The sequence below is a fragment of the Aliivibrio sp. S4MY1 genome, assembly GCF_028765545.1.
Lineage (GTDB): Bacteria > Pseudomonadota > Gammaproteobacteria > Enterobacterales > Vibrionaceae > Aliivibrio.
In genome coordinates, this window is the sequence record NZ_JARACP010000010.1 from 83,507 (window position 1) to 103,790 (window position 20,284).

Annotated in this window: 22 protein-coding genes; 18 read left to right on the forward strand and 4 right to left on the reverse strand. The window is 39.7% G+C overall.

Annotated elements, in window-relative coordinates:
- The first annotated feature begins 255 nt into the window (after nt 1–255).
- The 15 genes from PVK71_RS12665 (at nt 256) to PVK71_RS12735 (ending at nt 14,122) form a co-directional block, all read left to right on the forward strand.
- On the forward strand, nt 256–1,932 hold the full coding sequence (locus tag PVK71_RS12665; RefSeq protein ID WP_274421823.1) for an ABC transporter substrate-binding protein: 1,677 nt from the start codon (nt 256–258) through the stop codon (nt 1,930–1,932).
- 71 nt (nt 1,933–2,003) lie between these two features.
- On the forward strand, nt 2,004–2,906 hold the full coding sequence (locus PVK71_RS12670) for an ABC transporter permease (protein WP_274421825.1): 903 nt from the start codon (nt 2,004–2,006) through the stop codon (nt 2,904–2,906).
- Between the two features lie 18 nt (nt 2,907–2,924).
- A complete protein-coding gene (locus tag PVK71_RS12675) occupies nt 2,925–3,689 on the forward strand; it encodes an ABC transporter permease (RefSeq protein WP_274419226.1) in 765 nt (254 codons plus the stop codon).
- A 10-nt stretch (nt 3,690–3,699) separates the two neighbouring features.
- A complete protein-coding gene (locus tag PVK71_RS12680) occupies nt 3,700–4,434 on the forward strand; it encodes an ATP-binding cassette domain-containing protein (RefSeq protein WP_274419224.1) in 735 nt (244 codons plus the stop codon).
- A gap of 1 nt (nt 4,435) precedes the next feature.
- Entirely contained in the window at nt 4,436–5,023 is a 588-nt protein-coding gene (locus PVK71_RS12685; protein ID WP_274419222.1) for an ATP-binding cassette domain-containing protein, read from the forward strand.
- Nucleotides 5,024–5,390: 367 nt separating this feature from the next.
- Nucleotides 5,391–6,254: an urease accessory protein UreD gene (locus PVK71_RS12690; RefSeq protein WP_274419221.1), complete on the forward strand. Its 864-nt coding sequence runs from the start codon at nt 5,391–5,393 to the stop codon at nt 6,252–6,254.
- A 15-nt stretch (nt 6,255–6,269) separates the two neighbouring features.
- The gene (locus tag PVK71_RS12695; protein WP_130047231.1) at nt 6,270–6,572 is read left to right on the forward strand and encodes an urease subunit gamma; all 303 of its coding nucleotides are present in this window, start codon (nt 6,270–6,272) and stop codon (nt 6,570–6,572) included.
- Nucleotides 6,573–6,582: 10 nt separating this feature from the next.
- Nucleotides 6,583–6,939, forward strand: coding sequence for an urease subunit beta (locus tag PVK71_RS12700; RefSeq protein WP_274419276.1), 357 nt, complete (start codon nt 6,583–6,585; stop codon nt 6,937–6,939).
- Nucleotides 6,939–8,642 carry an urease subunit alpha gene (gene ureC / locus PVK71_RS12705; protein ID WP_012533253.1) on the forward strand — a complete coding sequence of 568 codons (1,704 nt, stop codon included), beginning with the start codon at nt 6,939–6,941 and terminating at the stop codon, nt 8,640–8,642. The genes PVK71_RS12700 and ureC overlap by 1 nt, the downstream gene beginning before the upstream one ends.
- A 61-nt stretch (nt 8,643–8,703) precedes the next feature.
- Nucleotides 8,704–9,195, forward strand: coding sequence for an urease accessory protein UreE (gene ureE / locus PVK71_RS12710; RefSeq protein ID WP_274419220.1), 492 nt, complete (start codon nt 8,704–8,706; stop codon nt 9,193–9,195).
- Between the two features lie 11 nt (nt 9,196–9,206).
- Nucleotides 9,207–9,872 carry an urease accessory protein UreF gene (locus PVK71_RS12715; RefSeq protein ID WP_274419218.1) on the forward strand — a complete coding sequence of 222 codons (666 nt, stop codon included), beginning with the start codon at nt 9,207–9,209 and terminating at the stop codon, nt 9,870–9,872.
- Nucleotides 9,873–9,882: 10 nt separating this feature from the next.
- Complete coding sequence (gene ureG / locus PVK71_RS12720; protein ID WP_274419217.1) at nt 9,883–10,503, forward strand: urease accessory protein UreG; 621 nt, start codon at nt 9,883–9,885, stop codon at nt 10,501–10,503.
- A gap of 210 nt (nt 10,504–10,713) precedes the next feature.
- Entirely contained in the window at nt 10,714–10,920 is a 207-nt protein-coding gene (locus PVK71_RS12725; protein WP_274419216.1) for a YaeP family protein, read from the forward strand.
- Entirely contained in the window at nt 10,920–11,108 is a 189-nt protein-coding gene (locus PVK71_RS12730) for a DUF4250 domain-containing protein (RefSeq protein ID WP_274419214.1), read from the forward strand. The genes PVK71_RS12725 and PVK71_RS12730 overlap by 1 nt, the downstream gene beginning before the upstream one ends.
- A gap of 803 nt (nt 11,109–11,911) precedes the next feature.
- Nucleotides 11,912–14,122, forward strand: a complete 2,211-nt coding sequence (locus PVK71_RS12735) for an immunoglobulin-like domain-containing protein (protein WP_274419212.1) — start codon at nt 11,912–11,914, stop codon at nt 14,120–14,122.
- 102 nt (nt 14,123–14,224) lie between these two features.
- On the opposite strand, the gene PVK71_RS12740 is transcribed toward PVK71_RS12735, so the two are convergent.
- Nucleotides 14,225–15,571 (reverse strand): sodium-dependent transporter, encoded by a 1,347-nt coding sequence (locus PVK71_RS12740; RefSeq protein ID WP_443111718.1) that lies wholly within the window; start codon nt 15,569–15,571, stop codon nt 14,225–14,227.
- A gap of 488 nt (nt 15,572–16,059) precedes the next feature.
- On the opposite strand from PVK71_RS12740, the gene PVK71_RS12745 reads away from it, so the two are divergent.
- From PVK71_RS12745 to PVK71_RS12755, 3 genes are read left to right on the forward strand one after another with little or no spacing between them, the layout of a single operon-like run.
- Nucleotides 16,060–16,500 (forward strand): ATP-dependent zinc protease family protein, encoded by a 441-nt coding sequence (locus PVK71_RS12745; protein WP_274419209.1) that lies wholly within the window; start codon nt 16,060–16,062, stop codon nt 16,498–16,500.
- Nucleotides 16,500–17,405, forward strand: a complete 906-nt coding sequence (gene rimK / locus PVK71_RS12750) for a 30S ribosomal protein S6--L-glutamate ligase (RefSeq protein ID WP_061013588.1) — start codon at nt 16,500–16,502, stop codon at nt 17,403–17,405. The genes PVK71_RS12745 and rimK overlap by 1 nt, the downstream gene beginning before the upstream one ends.
- Nucleotides 17,392–18,459: a succinylglutamate desuccinylase/aspartoacylase family protein gene (locus tag PVK71_RS12755; RefSeq protein WP_274419208.1), complete on the forward strand. Its 1,068-nt coding sequence runs from the start codon at nt 17,392–17,394 to the stop codon at nt 18,457–18,459. Before rimK ends, PVK71_RS12755 begins: the two co-directional genes overlap by 14 nt.
- A gap of 63 nt (nt 18,460–18,522) precedes the next feature.
- Here the strand turns inward: PVK71_RS12755 and PVK71_RS12760 are convergent, their stop codons facing one another.
- The 3 genes from PVK71_RS12760 to PVK71_RS12770 all read right to left on the reverse strand — a co-directional run bounded on the left by PVK71_RS12760 (nt 18,523) and on the right by PVK71_RS12770 (nt 20,105).
- A complete protein-coding gene (locus PVK71_RS12760; protein ID WP_274419207.1) occupies nt 18,523–19,008 on the reverse strand; it encodes a GreA/GreB family elongation factor in 486 nt (161 codons plus the stop codon).
- Between the two features lie 97 nt (nt 19,009–19,105).
- Entirely contained in the window at nt 19,106–19,426 is a 321-nt protein-coding gene (locus PVK71_RS12765) for a DUF3622 domain-containing protein (RefSeq protein ID WP_274419206.1), read from the reverse strand.
- Between the two features lie 169 nt (nt 19,427–19,595).
- On the reverse strand, nt 19,596–20,105 hold the full coding sequence (locus tag PVK71_RS12770; RefSeq protein WP_274419205.1) for an RNA methyltransferase: 510 nt from the start codon (nt 20,103–20,105) through the stop codon (nt 19,596–19,598).
- Between the last annotated feature and the right edge of the window lie 179 nt (nt 20,106–20,284).

The window sequence follows — 20,284 nt, forward strand, 5'->3', positions numbered from 1 at the left end:
AGCAACAAGATCGCTCTCTTTTTTTACCGTTGTTCTACGGCTTGCGATTTTTATATACCGATGAATTTAACTCTCTATTTGTTAATACCATCAAATTCGATCTGATATTATTTACCATCAATCTATACGTATTTAGCACTATAACAACTAATGTGTAATTACCTTTTTATTAAGGTGCTTCGTATTGTCTCAAATATAACTGAATCAACAATCGTTATATTCGTGTGATGAGTTTAGATCGCCACTTAATTTCTAATGCAGTTCGTAAATGCATTCTCTCATTTACCTGCACTACTTCTTTTATATTGGAAACAAGTTGTGAATACATTATTTAAATTAATAAATGGAAATAAAAATCTATTCATTTATTTTCTATTTTCATTAATCATTTCTTTTTTTACTACGTTCAGTCTTTCAACATTCGCTTCTGAACCTCAAGTTAAAAAACCAGATATTTTAAAAGTTGCCCTTGGTAGTGAACCCGCTTCCGGCTTTGACCCGATCCTTGGTTGGGGTAAATACGGCAATCCGTTATTCCAATCTACCCTATTAAAAAGAGATAAAGAATTAAATTTTGTTGGCGACTTAGCGACAAAATGGCGCTTAACCAATAATAAACTGACCTGGATTGTCACTTTAAGAAACGACGTTCAATTCAGTGATGGTACTCAACTGACAGCAGAAGATGTCGCTTTCACTTACAATCAAATTTTGCAGCAAAGCAGCACCCATGATCTCAGTGCATTAAAAATGGCAGAGCCTTTAACTCCTTATTCGGTAGCTTTCCATTTGACTCAATGTGACATTACATTTCTAGACCGATTCTCCTCTATTGGAATCGTTCCAAAACACGTTTATCAACAGCAAGATAATAGCTTTCGTTATGGCTCATCCCCGGTAGGCTCTGGTCCTTATGTCCTAACCAAGTGGGTAAAAAACCAGTACGTTAGTATGAAATTGAATCCATATTATTATGGGAAAACACCTCATTTCTCACAGTTAATCGCTGTTTTTGGAAGTGAAGAGTCTCGTTTTATTCAACTAAAAACACACCAATTAGATTTAAGTGTTGTACCTCAACGCTATGCAAATCAAACACTCAAAGGCTATAAGCTATGGTCAGTACCGACACTAGATAATCGTGGTATTGTCTGGCCAATGCACTACAACAAAAATGCTGAAATGACTTACATCACAGCCGACCCTGCCATAAGGGAAGTGTTTGATTACTTAATTGATAAGCAATTAATTGTAGATAAATTATTAGATGGTTATGCAACACCTGCGTATTCCATCGCAGATAATATGCCTTGGGGTTTGGATACCCAAGATATCACTTCTAAAAAAGTAAACCTAAGCCATGCTAACGCTTTGCTTGCACAAGCGGGTTGGAGTGACAGTAATAATAATGGGACGCTAGATAAACAAGGTCATGAAGCTTCTTTTTCTCTGCTCTATAAAGCAGGAGATAGTGTCAGAGAACAGCTGGCATTAGCAATCAGTTCAATGGCGGCTAAAGTCGGTATTAACATTAATGTTAAAGGTCTCGAATGGAATGATATTGCCCTCCAAATGACGACAACTCCCGTCCTTATGGGCTTTGGTAGTCACTCTGCAAGTGAAGTAACTTATGTTTATCACTCTCGTTATGCGCATACTGATTTCTATAACTCAGGCGGTTATCGAAATCCACAGGTCGACTCAGCGATTGATAAAGCCCTTAAAGCACCATCATGGGATGCATCATTGCCTTTTTGGCAACAAGCACAGCAGCAGATACAACAAGATCGCCCATGGACTTGGTTAGTTAATATTCAGCACCTTTATATGGCTAAAAATTGCTTAGATTTAGGAAAACCAATTACTGAACCACATGATCATGGCTGGCCGCTAACCGCAAATATCGAAGAGTGGCGTTGGACGTGTCAATAAACACCCAACATTCAAGTCGTGTGTGCGTAAGTTTAACTCGCCTTGTGATTCAACTGTGTTTGGCTCTTGTAATGATAACGCTACTCTTGGCGTTATCACCGATTGATCCCATCAGTGCGTATTTTGATGGTAACGCGCTCGCTGTGTTTGGTGAGCGAAAAATACAGCTTATCGAACAACTAGGCCTAAACCAAACCGCCTTGGAGCGCATGATAGATTTTACAACGTCATTACTGTCAGGTGATCTTGGTTACTCTTATCACTATCAAGAGCCTGTCAGTGAGATCATTTGGCAACGCAGTCGTTATTCCATCATGTTAATGGCTAGCGCGAGTGCTTTATCACTTATCCTTGGCTATACCATGGGGCTGTTACTTGGTTTATTTCCGACAAAGAAATGGAGTAACGTTTTTACTCACATTACATTAATGATGAATGCCATCCCTAGTTTTTGGGTTGGTTTAATCCTAATCAGTGTTTTTGCTATAAAATTAGTTTGGTTTCCTATCGGCGGTGTTTCTCCTTTAGGAATTGATCCTGAGAGTTTATCTTTATATGAAAAAGCACCTTACTTCGTATTACCATTAGTGACCTTATGCTTTAGCTTAATGGCACCCATTATTTTACATACGAGAGAAAAGGTCATTGAAGTGAGTCATAGCCAGCATGTGCAATATGCTCGCCTTCATGGTCAATCTATTTTCTCTATTGTTCGGTACCATTTATTAAGAAACACTCTAGTCCCAGCTTTAGTCATTCAATTAGCGGGGTTCTCTGAATTATTAAGTGGATCAGTCATTGTTGAAACCGTCTTTAATTTTCCAGGCATAGGACAAACCTTAGTAAAAGCAGGCCTTAGTGGAGATACGCCACTGCTGCTGGGGATCACTTTTTGTTGTGCCATCTTTGTTTTTATCGGTAATGCCCTAGCCTCGCTACTCACTAAGCGGCTCTCTTTGTCCGCCTCATTTTAACCTTAAAGAATATTTATTATGTTAAAGAAGCATCTTCCTTTAACCTTATTTTGTCTTTTATTACTGATTTCCCTCTCTTGGCAAAATAATGGCGAGAACATTGATTTATTCAATAAAAACCTTATGCCAAACACCCATTATTGGTTTGGAACCGACTGGTTAGGCAGAGATGTCTTTAGCCGAACTCTCAAAGCGCTTTTATTCAGCCTTGCTATGGGAGGGCTAGCCTCTCTCTTCTGCTCATTGCTTTCGATGTGTTTGGCTTTGATTGGAAATATCAATACAACTTGTAGCTACCTAATTAATACCCTAATTGATGTATGGAGTGCTTTACCACACATCTTAGTCATGATTGTACTGTCCATTTTAGTTGGTGGTGGTTTTGAAGGGTTAGTGGTTGCTATTACCTTTAGTCATTGGCCTAAATTGACGCGCTTGCTTAAAGTTGAAATTGAACAGTTACGCCAAAAACCTTATGTATCGCATTCACTGGCTTTTGGGCACTCTAAATTGCACAGCTATGTAACGCATTTGACGCCTCACCTTTTGCCACAAATGCTAACCGGAATGTTAGTCTTATACCCTCAAGCATTAGTTCATGGCGCCGGATTGACGTTTTTAGGCTTTGGTATTGAACCGTCCACGCCCTCCATGGGGGGAATGCTCTCTGAAGCAAGTAAATACTTACTTAGTGGCCAATGGTGGCTGGCTTTATTCCCGGGGATAATGTTAATCATTAGCTCATTACTGCTGATGCAAATTGGCGCTAATACAAGAAAATAAGGAGCTGGCAATGATTCAAATTAGTGCACTAAATATCAAACAAAAAGATCACCAAATCCCGCTGATCAGCAACCTTTCTTTATCTATTGATAAAGGTGAAGTATTGGCGATCATCGGAGCCAGTGGTTGTGGAAAAAGTGTATTAATTAACACCATTATGAACTCCCTCTCCTCTGATTTCAGCGTCACAGGAGAAATTAATATTGATCCAACAGTACGAATGGCTTTAGTTCCACAGTACATTGATGCTTTAAATCCGACAGCAAAAATTGGTTCCCAACTAGCGCAATTTGACCCTACAAAAAAATGGTATCAACGCAAAAATACAACCGCTATTCATAAGGCTCTCACTTTTGCTCAATTACCTCAATCTGTCGCTAGTTTGTACCCTTATCAATTATCAGGAGGTATGGCGAAACGTGTGCTCTCTGCGCTGGCTTTCATTCAAAACCCAGACGTTATTATTGCTGATGAACCAAGCTGTGGTATTAATGATGAATATGTTGAACCTTTATTTCAGCACTATCAACACCTCGCTCATAATGAGAAAAAAGGTGTCATCATCATCAGTCATGACTTAAAACACGTTATTGATATTGCCGATCGAATTCTTGTATTAAATAATAATGATGATGGAAACCAACTGTCATCCATAGAGTACACTAGCCCAAAAAACATTAAGGAAGGAAAAAGCCAACCATACAGCCAAGCGTTATGGAAAGCCTTACCTAACCACTGGGAATAATATGATTCAATTACTTAACGCCTGTATTCACTACAAAAATAAACCACTTTCGCTGCCCAATATCAACCTAGAACAGGGAGAGATTCTAGGACTCTCAGGGATCAGTGGCAGCGGTAAATCAACCGTCGCCATGCTATTGGCTGGTTTTATTACTCCTAACTCAGGGAGTGTAACGATACCTGAATACAACAAAAGCACACCTAATCCAGTTCAATGGATTGGCCAACATCCAGAACGCTCATTCAATCCTAAGTGGACATTATTACGATCTTTAAAAGAGAGCTTTCGTGATAATCCTTTTGATGAATACCTAGAGCGCTTTAGTATTGATAAAGAGTGGTTGTCTCGTTATCCAGCAGAGCTATCTGGCGGACAGCTACAACGTTTAGCTTTATGTCGCGCATTATTACCCACAACTCAATACTTACTGTGTGATGAGATCACAGCTCAACTCGATCCCATTACTCAAAAAACAATTTGGGAACAACTACTGCAACTGTGTCAGGAAAAAAACATGGGACTTTTAATTATTTCTCATGAAAAAGCCTTACTTAACTCTATTTGTCATAAAATAATTACTATTAATTAAGAAGTTTTATTCAAAGATATCGACCTGTTTTTAGAATAAATTTTCTACTTATATTTAACAAATTTAAAACCCTAAAAAAGTTCTATTTTTCATTATATTTCTGTTGCCAAGTCTAAAATATAGGATTAATATCCAGATCATAAAGCGTTCAAAAATCTTCTCTAAAGTTAATCTCTTTTTCATATTCATGTTCACTCAAATTAGATTACCTTTACTGTAAATATGAGTACTTAACTCAACACTGCCGTAATTTAGGCAATTACAATTTATTTAGAATACTTATCTCTCTAGTTTTAAACTGGAGATGTTTGCTATTTATTTTCATTACTTCTTTTGAGGAAAATATGCCATAGCGGCAGGGTTAAATATGCCTGAAATAAATACATCCCCCTCTGGTTGGTTAGCAGACATATCCCTTTTCTATGAAAAAAGAGGCTCAAATACCAAACTAGTTCGTCGTGAACAAGTTGGTCCATTAATGGTGCAGCGTCCTTTTTATCCAGAAATTGGGGTTTCTCATACCTATTTACTTCACCCACCCGGTGGCGTAGTCGGTGGTGATCAACTCAATATTAATATTCATGTTGCACCAGAGGCTCACTCATTAATAACAACACCAGGGGCCACTAAGTTTTATCGTAGCTCTGGCGCAACATCAAGCCAAACACAATGCTTAAATGTCGAAGAAAAAGGCTTCTTAGAGTGGTTACCTCAAGAAAACATTTTTTTCCCAGATAGCCAAGCACACTTAAATACTCAAGTTGCTCTACATAAAAATTCGCATTTTATTGGTTGGGAAATGAACTGCTTTGGCCGCCCTGTACTCAATGAGATTTTTGAAAAAGGTATGGTGACAGGGCGAACCAACATTAACGTTGATGGCAAATTACTGCTTTCAGAGTCCATGTATATCGACGCCATTAATGAAATTAAGCACGCAGCAGGAATGCGAGATTACCCAATGCTTGGAAATCTGTATATCTACCCTGCATCTGAAACACTAGAAGATAAATTAAGAACACTGATTAATGAACATTTCCATGAACAAACTGGGTTATTTGGCAATAGCGATCCTATTTGTGGAATTACTGAAATTGATGGCTTATTGGTTATCCGTTATTTAGGCCACCAAACAGAGCCAATGATGGCGTGTTTCAGCACTCTATGGCAACACACTCGCCAACATTGGTTAGGCTCCTTACCCGAAGTCCCACGCATCTGGGCTACATAATTAGTTGGAATAGCAATGGAATTAACACCAAGAGAAAAAGACAAACTGCTGCTTGCTTCTGCGGGCATGATCGCTGAAAGACGTAAGGCGCGTGGACTAAAACTGAATTATCCAGAATCTATCGCCCTAATCTGTTTTGAAATTATGGAAGGCGCACGTGACGGACGCACAGTGGCTGATCTAATGAACTACGGTCGTACTATTTTAACCGCTGATGATGTAATGGAAGGCGTCCCTGAGATGATCCCAGATGTTCAGGTTGAATGTACTTTCCCTGACGGAACTAAACTCGTTTCAATTCACGATCCTATTGTTTAAGGAGCAAATGATGATCCCTGGCGAATTAAGAGTTAATAACGACCTAGGTCAAATAGAATTGAACGTGGGCCGCACAACACACACATTATCTGTCGCAAATTACGGCGACCGCCCTATTCAAGTTGGCTCTCATTACCATTTTTATGAAGTTAATGAAGCGCTTCATTTCGACCGTGAGCCAACAAAAGGCTTCCGTTTAAATATCCCTGCGGGCATGGCGATTCGTTTTGAACCCGGCCAACGTCGCACCATTGAACTGGTTGAATTTGCAGGTAAACGTGAAATCTACGGTTTCCAAGCCGCAATCATGGGTAATGTCGATAAGCACATCACTACAACAATTCCTGACGATAAAGAGGTGAAGTAATGGCGCATATTTCTCGTACGGCTTATGCCAATATGTTTGGGCCGACAACAGGCGACCGCCTTCGTCTAGCAGACACTGAACTGTTTTTAGAAGTAGAAAAAGATTTTACAACCTATGGCGAAGAAGTGAAATTCGGCGGTGGTAAAGTGATCCGTGATGGCATGGGTCAAAGCCAAGTGGTTAATAGTGAATGCGTTGATGTGGTTATTACCAACGCATTAATTCTCGATCACTGGGGAATTGTTAAAGCCGATATCGGTATTAAAGATGGTCGCATCTTTGGTATTGGTAAAGCGGGTAACCCTGACGTTCAACCGAATGTCGATATCGTTGTTGGTCCAGCAACCGAAGTGGTCGCTGGTGAAGGCAAAATCATTACCGCTGGTGGCGTTGATACGCATATTCACTTTATCTGCCCTCAACAAGCGGAAGAAGGCTTAACTTCTGGTGTTACTACCTTTATTGGCGGTGGTACAGGTCCTGTTGCAGGTACCAATGCAACCACGGTAACGCCAGGTATTTGGAACATACACCGCATGTTAGAAGCGGTTGATGATTTACCAATTAACGTAGGTCTATTTGGTAAAGGCTGCGTAAGTAAACCTGAAGCACTGCGTGAACAAATTGAAGCCGGTGCAATGGGGTTAAAAATCCATGAAGACTGGGGTGCAACCCCTGCGGCTATTCATAACTGTTTAAACGTAGCTGATGAAATGGACATTCAAATTGCCATTCACTCAGACACCTTGAATGAAGGTGGTTTTTACGAAGAAACCGTGAAAGCCATTGGTGATCGTGTTATTCACGTATTCCACACCGAAGGCGCTGGCGGTGGTCACGCTCCAGATGTGATTAAGTCAGTAGGCGAACCTAATATTTTACCGGCATCAACCAACCCAACCATGCCATACACCATCAATACCGTTGATGAACATTTGGATATGTTGATGGTCTGCCACCACTTAGATCCATCTATTCCAGAAGATGTGGCTTTTGCGGAATCTCGTATTCGTCGTGAAACCATTGCTGCTGAAGATATTCTTCATGATATGGGCGCAATCTCGGTAATGTCATCGGACTCACAAGCCATGGGCCGTGTTGGTGAAGTGATTATTCGTACTTGGCAGTGTGCGAATAAAATGAAACTTCAACGTGGTATTTTAGAAGGTGATAACGAGCATAACGATAACGAACGAATTAAACGCTACGTGGCTAAATACACCATCAACCCAGCGATTGCTCATGGTATTTCACATGAAGTTGGCTCTGTTGAAAAAGGAAAACTGGCTGATTTAGTGTTATGGAACCCAGCATTTTTTGGTGTAAAACCGGCGCTTGTTATGAAAAGTGGTTTAGTCGCTTACGCCCCTATGGGGGACATCAATGCCGCAATTCCAACACCACAGCCGGTACATTATCGTCCAATGTTCGCCTGTTACGGCAAAGCGAAATTCAAGTCTTCAATGATCTTCCTATCTCAAGCGAGTATCGAAGCGGGTGTGCCAGAGAAGTTGAATCTACAAAGTCAGATTGGTGAAGTAAAAGGCTGTCGCAACATCTCGAAAAAATCGATGATACATAACAGCTATACACCAAACATTGAATTAGACAGCCAAACCTATGAAGTAAAAGCCGATGGCGTTCCTCTTGTATGCGAACCAGCAACAGAGTTACCAATGGCACAACGTTATTTCTTATTCTAACCCCCTGCCTCGCTGGTTTTCTACCTATTTACCGGCGGGGCACTTTTTAGAGTGAACAACCATGATTAAATTTACTCACCTTGTACATCACCATCATGATGAGCATCATCACGGTGAAGAACATACGCACAACACAGCTGAGCTAACAATTTGCTTAACGATGCAAGAGCGCACCAAAAGTCGCCTAAAAGTGACCTTAAGCGATGGCTCTGAAGCAGGTCTGTTTTTACCTCGTGGGACTGTATTAAAAGAGCACGATATCGTTGAAAGTGACGAGGGTATCCAAGCGATGATCACCGCGGCAGAAGAGACGGTTTCAACAGCTTATAACGATGACTTATTGCTACTTGCAAAAGCGTGTTATCACTTAGGTAACCGTCATGTTCCTCTACAAGTTGAAGCAGGTTGGTGCCGTTACTTACACGATCACGTACTTGATGACATGGTGCAACGTTTAGGATTAAACGTAAAAGTTGAACAAGCTAAATACCAACCTGAACCGGGCGCTTACGGTGGCTCAAGTGCGGGTTCACACGATGGTCATCACCACTAAGGGCGGTCATTGTGTTAGAGGATTTACGGCTCTATCAATTAATTAGCCCGTCATTACCCGTTGGCTCATTCACTTATTCGCAAGGATTAGAATGGGCGATTGAAAAAGGCTGGGTAACGAATGTTACTGAGCTAAAGCATTGGTTGAGCAATCAATTAATGGATAGCTTATCCACTCTAGAGCTGCCTGTTTTAGCCAAATTAACTCAGTTATTGCAGCAAGAAGAATGGCAACAAGCTCAAGATTGGTGTGATTTTATTATCGCCAATCGAGAAACCAAAGAGTTACGTCTTGAAGAAAGACAAAGAGGACTCGCCTTCTCTATGTTATTACCAAAATTAGGGATCGAATTAAATCAAACTACCCTACCAATGGTAAAACAAACTCAAGTTGCCGCTTTTGCACTTGCGGCCAACCATTGGAACTTAACACCAACCAAACTCGCCGCAGCGTATGCGTGGGGATGGTTAGAAAATGCCGTTATTGTTGGTATAAAGTTGGTTCCATTAGGGCAAAGTGCCGGGCAACAGTTGTTATTAGAAATGGCAGATGTTATCCCACAAGCAGTAGAAAAATCACAGCATTGGCCTGAACACCTGATTGGTAGTTTCACTCCAGCGCAAGTATTGGCAAGTTCTCGACACGAGAGCCAATACACTCGACTATTTAGATCATAAGAAGAAGCAAATGCAAGATTACAAACAACCTTTACGTATTGGTGTTGGCGGCCCTGTTGGTTCAGGTAAAACAGCACTATTAGAAGTACTATGTAAGACACTGCGCGATACCTACCAAATCGCCGTAGTTACTAATGATATCTACACTCAAGAAGATGCTAAGATCTTAACTCAAGCTGAAGCACTAGATGCAGATCGCATCATTGGTGTAGAAACGGGTGGCTGTCCTCACACTGCCATTCGTGAAGATGCATCAATGAACTTAGCGGCAGTTGAAGAGTTAGCACAACGTCATAAGAACTTAGATGTTGTCTTTGTAGAAAGTGGCGGCGATAACCTAAGTGCAACTTTCAGCCCTGAATTAGCAGACTTAACTATCTATGTGATTGACGTTGCTGAAGGTGAGAAGATCCCACGTAAAGGTGGTCCTGGTATCACAAAATCTGATTTATTGATCATCAACAAAATCGACTTAGCACCATACGTTGGCGCGTCTCTTGAAGTCATGGAATCAGACACAGCGCGTATGCGTCCAACTCGTCCATACGTATTTGCAAACCTTAAAGAAGGTGTTGGTTTAGATAAAATCATCGAATTCATCATTGATCGCGGCATGTTAGACGCTAAGTAATTTAGCTAAACGAGCTTACGATAAACGAACATCAATAGAATCCTTCCTAGATAAGTTAAAGCCTCATAACAAGTTATGCCATAACAGGCTTGTTTGAGGCTTTGTTTTATCTAAATCAATGTATTAGCGATTTAAAACATTTGATCATTGGTAATAAAAATTGCTCAGTGTAAACTTCACCATAGTTATCATTTTAAAATGGAAAGTCTAATGAAAGTATATGATTGTTGTGAGATGGTTCGTGAGTTGTATTCATTAATTGGTAGTGGTGATCAGGGCTACATCCCTCAAGCGATCACTTGTGCTGTTAAATCACTAAATGATATTGCCGCAGACGAAGCCCTTCCTAAAGCAATTCGTGAAAAAGCCGCATTTGCAGCTGCAAACTTATTAATTTCTGATTTTGAGGATGAGTAATGACACCAGAAAAGATCGCATCAATGGATCCTGTTATGCTAATGAGCATAGTTAACATGAAGATCCGTGATGAATTTGGAGATCTAAATAGTTACGTTAAATTCTATGAGTTGGATAAAGACGCTCTCATTAAAAAGCTAGCTGATGCTGGGTTTGACTACTTAGAAGAAGCAAAGCAATTTAGATAATACCTATGCATTAATACCATTGGTATAACGCCTAATGCTAACACTTATTATCTTACAATACGTTTTCTTAGCGCTAAGAAAGGAGAAGAGCTAGCCATGCCTTCTCCTTTCTTATTTCTTATTAAAAAAGAAATAAGAAAGGAGAAATGACTAAATATTTATATCTATTAGTATAAAACCTCACTCAATTACACATCATCCCCCCTTTAAAACACACAAAATCATTTATTTTTATCTGTATCCTTTATTGAAAACAATCAAAGGTGGCGAAATAACGAACAATGCTTTTTTGATATTAGTTCCATTATTACTGCTCGCGTTGACTAGAAAAAAACAGTGTAAGTAAAATGATAACAAGAAGTTTTATACTTGTTTGGTTTGAACAAATATCAAACACAAACCGAAATCATCATAATTTAATTTAGTCAAACCACCAGCTCGAAAAATGAGATCTTAATTCAGGTGATAAACCACCTAGAAATTAATATAAAAGCATTAAAATAATTTTTCAATTTTCATCTTTGTCATACTTATTCATTTTCAAAACCTTAGAGGGAAACAATAAAAACAAATAAAATCAATAGTATAGATTAACGATCGAATTTTATAGCATGCAGTAAAGTACGATAATAATGCATGTTTTTTTTCGATTATTATCTGGTTACATTTTGTTACACTTATAGTGTCACTGATTTGAGAATTCACTGGTAAATTTCACTCCATCAGCAAGGAGCCAGAAAAAAGACGTTACGTTTAGTTAACATTGTTTCTGGTCTTAATTCTTTAAAGTGAATAAAAAAAACATGACATTACTTACAAAAAAAATAAAACTTAATGCAATCGCTTTAGCCCTATTTGGTGCAGGCTTCTCTGTTCAAGCTCAAGCAAACGACGACATGGTTAATCCAGAAGGTGGGGTTGTTGTTGGTTACTGGCATAACTGGTGTGATGGCCGCGGTTATCAAGCAGGTAATGCTCCATGTATGACACTTGAAGAAACAAACCCAATGTACAACGTGGTTGATGTGTCATTCATGAAAGTATATGACACCGCTGAAGGCCGCATCCCAACCTTCCGTCTTGATCCAGCAGTAGGCCTGACAGAAGCAGAATTCATCGACCAAATTAAAGAGCTGAATGCACAAGGTCGTTCTGTATTGATCGCACTTGGTGGTGCAGATGCACACATCGAATTAAAGCGTGGCGATGAAGTCGCTTTTGCTGAAGAAGTAATCCGCTTAGTAGAAGTATACGGTTTTGATGGTCTAGACATCGATTTAGAGCAAGCGGCTGTTACTGCAGCAGATAACCAATGGGTAATTCCTGAAGCACTGAAAATTGTTAAAGATCACTACCGTGCACAAGGTAAAAACTTCTTAATCACAATGGCACCTGAGTTCCCATACCTGAAAAGTGGTGACAAATACGTTCCATACCTTGAGCGCCTAGAAGGTTACTACGACTGGATCAACCCACAATTCTACAACCAAGGTGGCGACGGTATTTGGGTTGACGAAGAAAACGCATGGATCACTCAAAACAACGATGCAATGAAAGAGAAGTTCATTTACTACATCTCTGATTCATTAATCAACGGTACTCGTGGTTTCCACAAGATCCCACACGACAAATTGGTTTTTGGTATTCCAACAAACAATGACGCAGCAGCATCTGGTTTCGTAAAAGAGCCTCAAGCACTATACAACGCATTTGATGCACTGAAGAAACAAGGTCAACCACTACGTGGTGTAATGACATGGTCAATCAACTGGGATATCGGTACAAACTCAGCGGGTACACCATACAACAGCAGCTTTATTAATGCTTACGGCCCGTACATTCACAGCCAAACAACACCGCCACCAGTTGCTGGTAAGCCTGTGTTCACTGGTCTAACGGATGTTCGTGTTCAACACGGTACGGCATTTAACCCACTAGCTGGCGTTAAAGCAATGGATAAAGAAGACGGTGATGTTTCTGCATCTATCCTTGTTGAAGGTTCAGTAAACACTCACGTTCTTGGTGATAACGTTCTGACTTACAGCGTGATTGACTCTGACGGTAACGAAACAAAGCAAGCGCGTAATGTAGAAGTGTACAGCGCATTACCAGAGTTTTCTGGTGTAGCAAACACAACGGTAAAAATTGGTACAGAGTTCAACGCTCTAGCGGGTGTTAAAGCAACCGATGCTGAAGATGGCGACCTAACATCAACGATTACTCTTGAAGGTTCTGTTGACACAACGACAGCGGGTAAATACACGTTAACGTACACAGTAAAAGACAGCGCAGATCAAACAGTAACGGCAACACGTACAGTAACCGTAAATGATGGTTCACAAGTTTGTGTTAACCCTTGGAAAGCAGACCAAGTATACCTAGCTGATGAGACAACGACTCACAATGGCAAAACATGGCAAGCAGGTTGGTGGACTCAAGGTGATGAGCCGGGAACCACTGGTGAATGGGGTGTATGGAAACAAATTGGTGACAGCGATTGTGGCGATGTAACACCAGAACCAGACGTTGAATTAAACGCTAAAGTGACCGATCTTAAAAACGAGTACTCTGTAACAGATTCTTCAGCAACAGTAACGTTTACAGTAACAACAAATGAAATGGCGTCTATTAACCTTGATGTTATTGACCGTTTTGGCAGCCCAGTAACGACTTACTCTGCATCAGTTAACGGCACAGAAGCTGTATCTTTAAAACTGGCAAATATTGAAGAAGGTTATTACTCTATGCGTCTAATCGCATCAAACGATGATGATTCAGTGGAAGCGCGTTACAGCTTTAACCTTGTTGCTGAAGATACATCTACGCCAACACCACCACCAAGTGATGTTCCTGCGTACGAAGCGGGTGTAAATTACTCCGCGGGCGATAAAGTATTAGCAACAGACGGTGATGTTTACCAATGTAAGCCTTGGCCTTACACTGCATGGTGTTCAAGCTCTGCTTACGCACCAGCAGAAAGCCAATTCTGGGCTGATGCTTGGGATAAACTATAATTGTTTATCATTGGATGAATAATCCACAACAATAAAAATAAGAAGCCAGCATTAATATGCTGGCTTTTTTATGCCTGATAGAAAAGCTATCACATCATTAATTTAAAACGATGCCCATAAAACAGTGATAACTAAAATAGGACACACAAACTTCACATATAAAGGCCACACTTTACCAAAGAAACCTTGTTGAAACTCAGGATAGCCTTGCTCAAGTTCTTTAATTTTAGAATGACGACTCCATACCCAGCCACCAAATACACAGAACAATAGCGCTGCAACAGGTTGTAGATATTGAGTTGCAACCATCGCGACCAGACCAAATAACTCACCAAAATTAAAGACAATCACAACACTGAAAGCAGCAATCAATGAACCTAACACCCAACTTGTTGGTGTTCTTTTTGTTTCAAATCGCTCGCTAACTAATGATACCGAACATTCAAGCATAGATATTGATGACGTTAATGCAGCAATCGTTAACAATAAGAAAAATACAATCGCAAATAAATCACCAAACAAACCTAAGCTATCAAACATCATTGGTAATACTGTAAACACCAAAGTATCTGAACTTAATAGTGAACCGTCTTCAGCGTAAATTTGAACGCCTTTTTGCATGGCAACAAACATCGCTGGCATAACAACAAGACCAGCAATAAAAGCAACGGCGGTATCTACTAACGTTACATTCATCGCCATCTTTGGTAGGTTCTCTTTTTTACTTAAATAAGAACCGTAAATCAACATTGAACAACCACCAATGGTTAGAGAAAAAAAGCCCTGTCCCATCGCTGCTAAAATTAATTTTTTGTCCATTACCTTTTCAAAATCAGGGATAAGGTAGTGCTTTAATCCTTCTACAGCACCCTGCTGCATCATGATATAAACAAATAATAGACCAAATAAAATGAATAATGCAGGCATTAAACGTGTCGACCACTTCTCAATACCGTCTTTAATTCCACCTTGTACTATTAGAATAGTTAATACATAAAAAATGATTGTACCAAGCAAATTACGTTCAATACTAAAGCCTTTAAACCACTCAGATACGTCATGTAAACCAATGACATTAGCCATCGCACCAAGTAGAAAACAGATTAACCATCCACCAACAATGCTATAAAACATTAATACCGCACTAGGAACACTTAATCCAATCCAACCGACAAACGCACCAAATTTCTTACCTAATGGATTAGAGGTAAGTGAACGCATACTATCAACGGGGTTTGCTTGACCATAACGACCAATAGCCATTTCGACAACCAACATAGGAAAAGCAACAACTAAAATCATAACTAAATAAACAAGTAAAAAGGCACCCCCCCCATTACTTGCGGCTTGTGTTGGGAAGCCCCAAATATTGCCAAGACCAACCGCAGCCCCTGCGGCTGCCAATATAAAACCTAATCGTGAACTAAAACTTTCTCTATTACTGCTCATTAAACGCATCACTCAACTAGTACAATGCGATTATATTACCTTGGATTTCATTAAAAACCAGAAAAAATTATCAAAGCTGTTGATTAATTTCTTATAAAATAAAATTTGAGGTGATTTCTTCTGATTTATTTTCGATAGCAACAATATATCCATTCATTTATTTTCATAAAACCACAATAAAATATGCTTTTTTTTTAAACAAAAGGAATATATAACGTATTCCCCTAACAATAGATAAGCATTAGAAAAAGTAATCCAAAAGCGTCAAAATTATAATCAATATTTTATTTGACGAAATTAAAAACTACTGATAAATTCGCCGTCATTGAGTCACGGTGTACACATCCTATAACACCTCTCTACTTACTCCACCAAACTCCAGACTACTGAGTTACGCACTCAGATAATTAGATGGTAGCCAAATGGGTTAGATATCCGCAAAGTATTAACTATACTTAATGTGGATTTTTTCTATTTGAGACAAATTAATGACAGATAAAATCATTGTCGGATGGCGCGAATCATTAAGCCTTCCAGAACTTGGTATTAAATTAATTAAGGCAAAAGTTGATACTGGCGCCAAAACTTCTTGCTTGCATGCTTTTAAAGTAGAGCCCTTCACAAAGGATGGTGAAGACTGGGTCCGCTTCTGGATTCATCCAGAAAAGCGTAATAACGATTTCGTGCAAATTTGTGAAGCACCAATCGTTGACCGCCGAAAAGTAAAAAGCTCAAGCGGTCAAGAAGAGCTACGCTACGTAATAAAAACAATGATCCAAATCTCAGGCCAAGAGTGGCCAGTTGAAATTACATTAAGTAACCGAGAAACAATGGTGTTTCGTATGTTACTGGGAAGGACAGCAATGCAAGATCGTATTGTTGTAGATCCATCGTCGTCTTACCTTGTTGATTTTGAGGAAACTGTATAATGAAAATCGGTATTTTATCGCGCAACCAATCTCTTTACTCTACTAGCCGCTTAATTGAAGCTGCTGAGAGTCGTGGACACGAAGTAAAAGTAATTGATGCGTTACGTTGTTATATGAATATCAATTCAGAAAAACCTCAAATTCACTTTAAAGGTGAAGAACTAGTTGATTTCGATGCAATTATCCCTCGTATTGGTGCATCAGTAACGTTCTACGGAACAGCAGTATTACGTCAATTTGAAATGATGGGGGTATACCCTGTAAATGAATCAGTTGCGATTACTCGTTCTCGCGATAAACTGCGTTCAATGCAATTACTTTCTCGTAAAGGTATTGGTATGCCGATTACAGGCTTTGCAAGCAAGCCTGATGACGTTAAAGACCTATTAGACATGGTTGGCGGTGCGCCAGTTGTGATCAAGCTCTTAGAAGGTACTCAAGGTATTGGCGTTGTTCTTGCAGAAACGCGTAAAGCAGCAGAAAGTGTTGTTGAAGCATTTATGGGCTTAAAAGCGAACATCATGGTTCAAGAGTTCATCAAAGAAGCTGGCGGTGCAGATATCCGCTGCTTCGTTATTGGTGGCAAAGTAATTGCTGCTATGAAACGTCAAGGTGCAGAAGGCGAATTCCGCTCTAACCTACACCGAGGTGGTTCAGCATCACTTGTTAAATTGACTCCTGAAGAGCGTAAGACAGCGGTAGCTGCTGCTAATATTATGGGATTAAATGTTGCAGGTGTAGATTTACTTCGCTCTGAGCGTGGTCCACTGGTTATGGAAGTGAACTCATCTCCGGGCTTAGAAGGCATTGAAAAAGCAACGGGTAAAGATGTTGCTGGCCTAATTATTGATTTTATTGAAAAAACTGCAGCGACTAAAAGGACTAAAACTCGTGGCAAAGGCTAAAAAAAATCAAGCGTTTGAAATACTAACGCACTCGGTTGCACCTGGTGAAAGAAAGGTAATTGAGATTGAAGCCGCTAAGCTTTATACGCACTCACCTCTATCGATCCCTGTTGAGATCATTAATGGCCAGCATGCTGGCCCAATCCTGATGGTAAATGCTGCCATTCATGGTGATGAACTTAATGGTGTTGAAATTGTACGTCAATTAATCAATAACATTGATCCGAAGAAACTAAAAGGCACATTAATTGCTGTGCCTATTGTTAACGTCTTTGGCTTTATTCATAAATCACGCTATCTTCCGGACCGTCGTGATTTAAACCGTTGTTTCCCTGGTTCTGAAAAAGGCTCTTTGGCATCTCGTATGGCAAACACCTTCTTCACTCAGATTGCGCAACGTTGTGATTATATTGTTGATTTACATACTGGTGCTATTCACAGAACGAATTTGCCTCAACTAAGAGCTGATTTAAGTAATCCTGAGACGTTACGTATTGCACACGCATTCGGTACACCAGTGATTGTTGATTCACCTCTTCGAGATGGCTCACTTCGTAGTGAAGCTGAAAAATGTAACATCCCAGTATTAACGTATGAAGCAGGTGAAGCATTACGCTTTGAACCAATTGCGATCAATGCGGGTTATGTGGGTGTACAACGTGTAATGCAAGCCATTGGCATGCTAAAGGCGAGCAGAAAACGCTTACCAGAAGCGGTCATTGCTAAATCTACAAGTTGGTTACGTGCAGAAAGCGATGGTATTTTACGTACGGTTGTAACTCTGGGTGAACAAGTTGAAAAAGGCCAAGTTTTGGCTTACATCAGCGCACCATTAGGTCATAGTGAAATTGAACTTCGCGCTCATAAAGGCGGCATCGTTATCGGTCAACAAACCTTACCTTTAGTTAATGAAGGTGATGCTGTTTTCCATCTTGCTTACTTTACTGAAGATGACGAAATGGTTGGTCAAGCAGTAGAAACCTACATTGATGAAATCATTGAAGCGGATACAGATCAGCTGACTAATGGTCAAATCGTAGTTCCTAGCGTTTAACCACATAGTCAAAATCACATTCTAAAGAGAGGCTTGCCTCTCTTTTTTTGATCACAAATAAAATTATTTAACATCAATAATTTCGTATTTTTGCTTTTTCCCCGCTAAATTTAACTCAAACTCATCACCGAGTTGCAAACCTATTATCGCTTTTCCCAGCGGGGCCGTCGGTGTGATCAATGAAAAATCCACGCCTTGGTAAGAAACCTTAACTCCACCCGCTGAAGGACCAATAAAGAAGCGACTTTCAATATCATCTTGATTGATTAGAGTCACTAAAGCGCATTGATTAATCGCCGTTGATTCTGAGTAGTCTAAACGTGGTAATTTACGATACGCCAAAATATCCGCTTCACATTCAGCGACTCGTAACGCTTGCCCATGTGCTAAATATGATGCTTCTAATCCAAACGTTTCATACTTACTTCGCGCTATCGCTTCTTTATCAGTTGCTTGATCAATCGCTCGTTGAGTTGCCTCTACCGCCATTTGATGCACATCACGCAACTCTTGGATAATTGATTCTAATAATGCTTCTTTTTCTATCATGAGTGACTTTACTTTATTAAGGATATAAAAAATGGCAGTTACGAATAACTGCCATTTTATGGTATCTGTTTTTCTATCACATTACTGTGATGACAAATTACTCTTCGTCGAAGTCGTATTCGTCTTCTTCTGCATCACGAGCTGCTTCATATTCAGCTTTTTGTGCCGCTGCTTTTTCTCTCTTACGTGCGATCATTTCTTCTTTTTCGCTACGTTGTTCCGCTTTACGATCATTACGCACCGCTTGCGTTTTAGCAAATTCAACAAGCTCTTTCTCTGCCCATTCAACTGCTTCTGCTTCAGATTCAAAACCAAGCTGACGCTTAGATACAACCGTTCTGCGAGAAGTTACTTGGCGCGTAATTTCAGCAGCCCAAGCGTTACGTTTTTCTACAATACGGTAATCAAATTTTGCCATTTTCATTTCCTAGAATTCGATAGTTAAGGGATAGATCATTATTAGAAAATCCATCTATAACTGCAGGTTAATATCTGCATTCCCTTTAATGCCCGCTATTAGAACACATCTAGCCAAAAATGCATCAAAAAGATGTCAATCTATAAGTACTTTAAAAGAGAAGTAAGTCTTATTTTTTTACGACCAAATGATTGCGATTATCGCGACTACTGCGGATTAACTCATCCCCTTTAACAATATCCACTGATTTTGCTAATCGGTCGTATAGCAGCACATTAACTGTAGCAGCTAGATTCATACATCCAACGGTTGGAACATAAACCACATGATCGGCGCGATCAGCAACTTGTTGTGTAATCGAACCATCTTCAGGGCCAAATACATAAATTGCTTTTTCTGGATGTACAAACTCAGGAAGCGAGGTTGCCCCTTCAGCTAATTCTACACAAACTACCTTCATTTCTTCTGGTAAATCATCCAATAAGCAATTTACGCTCGTTAATGGAATTTTATTAGCCACTTTTTTAGTATCCGTTTGAAACTTAGCGGCACGATCATATCGCTCACCAGTATAGCGAACATCATCAACTTGATAGCAGCCCGCTGCACGCATTACTGCACCAACATTTGTCGGGCTTTTAGGATTACTCAAGCCAATCGTTACGTGCGAATTTTTCATTGTTTGTCTCAACAGATAAAGTAAAAAGCTATTCTAACAAAAAAACCGCTGAAGCCTAAACTTCAGCGGTTTTATTTAAAAAAGCCGTCTTTACCCAACTCTTTTATTTATTATAGAACAGAGTGCTTATTTATTTTTCAGATTTTAATCACATTTTTAATAAAAATCGTGATAACTAA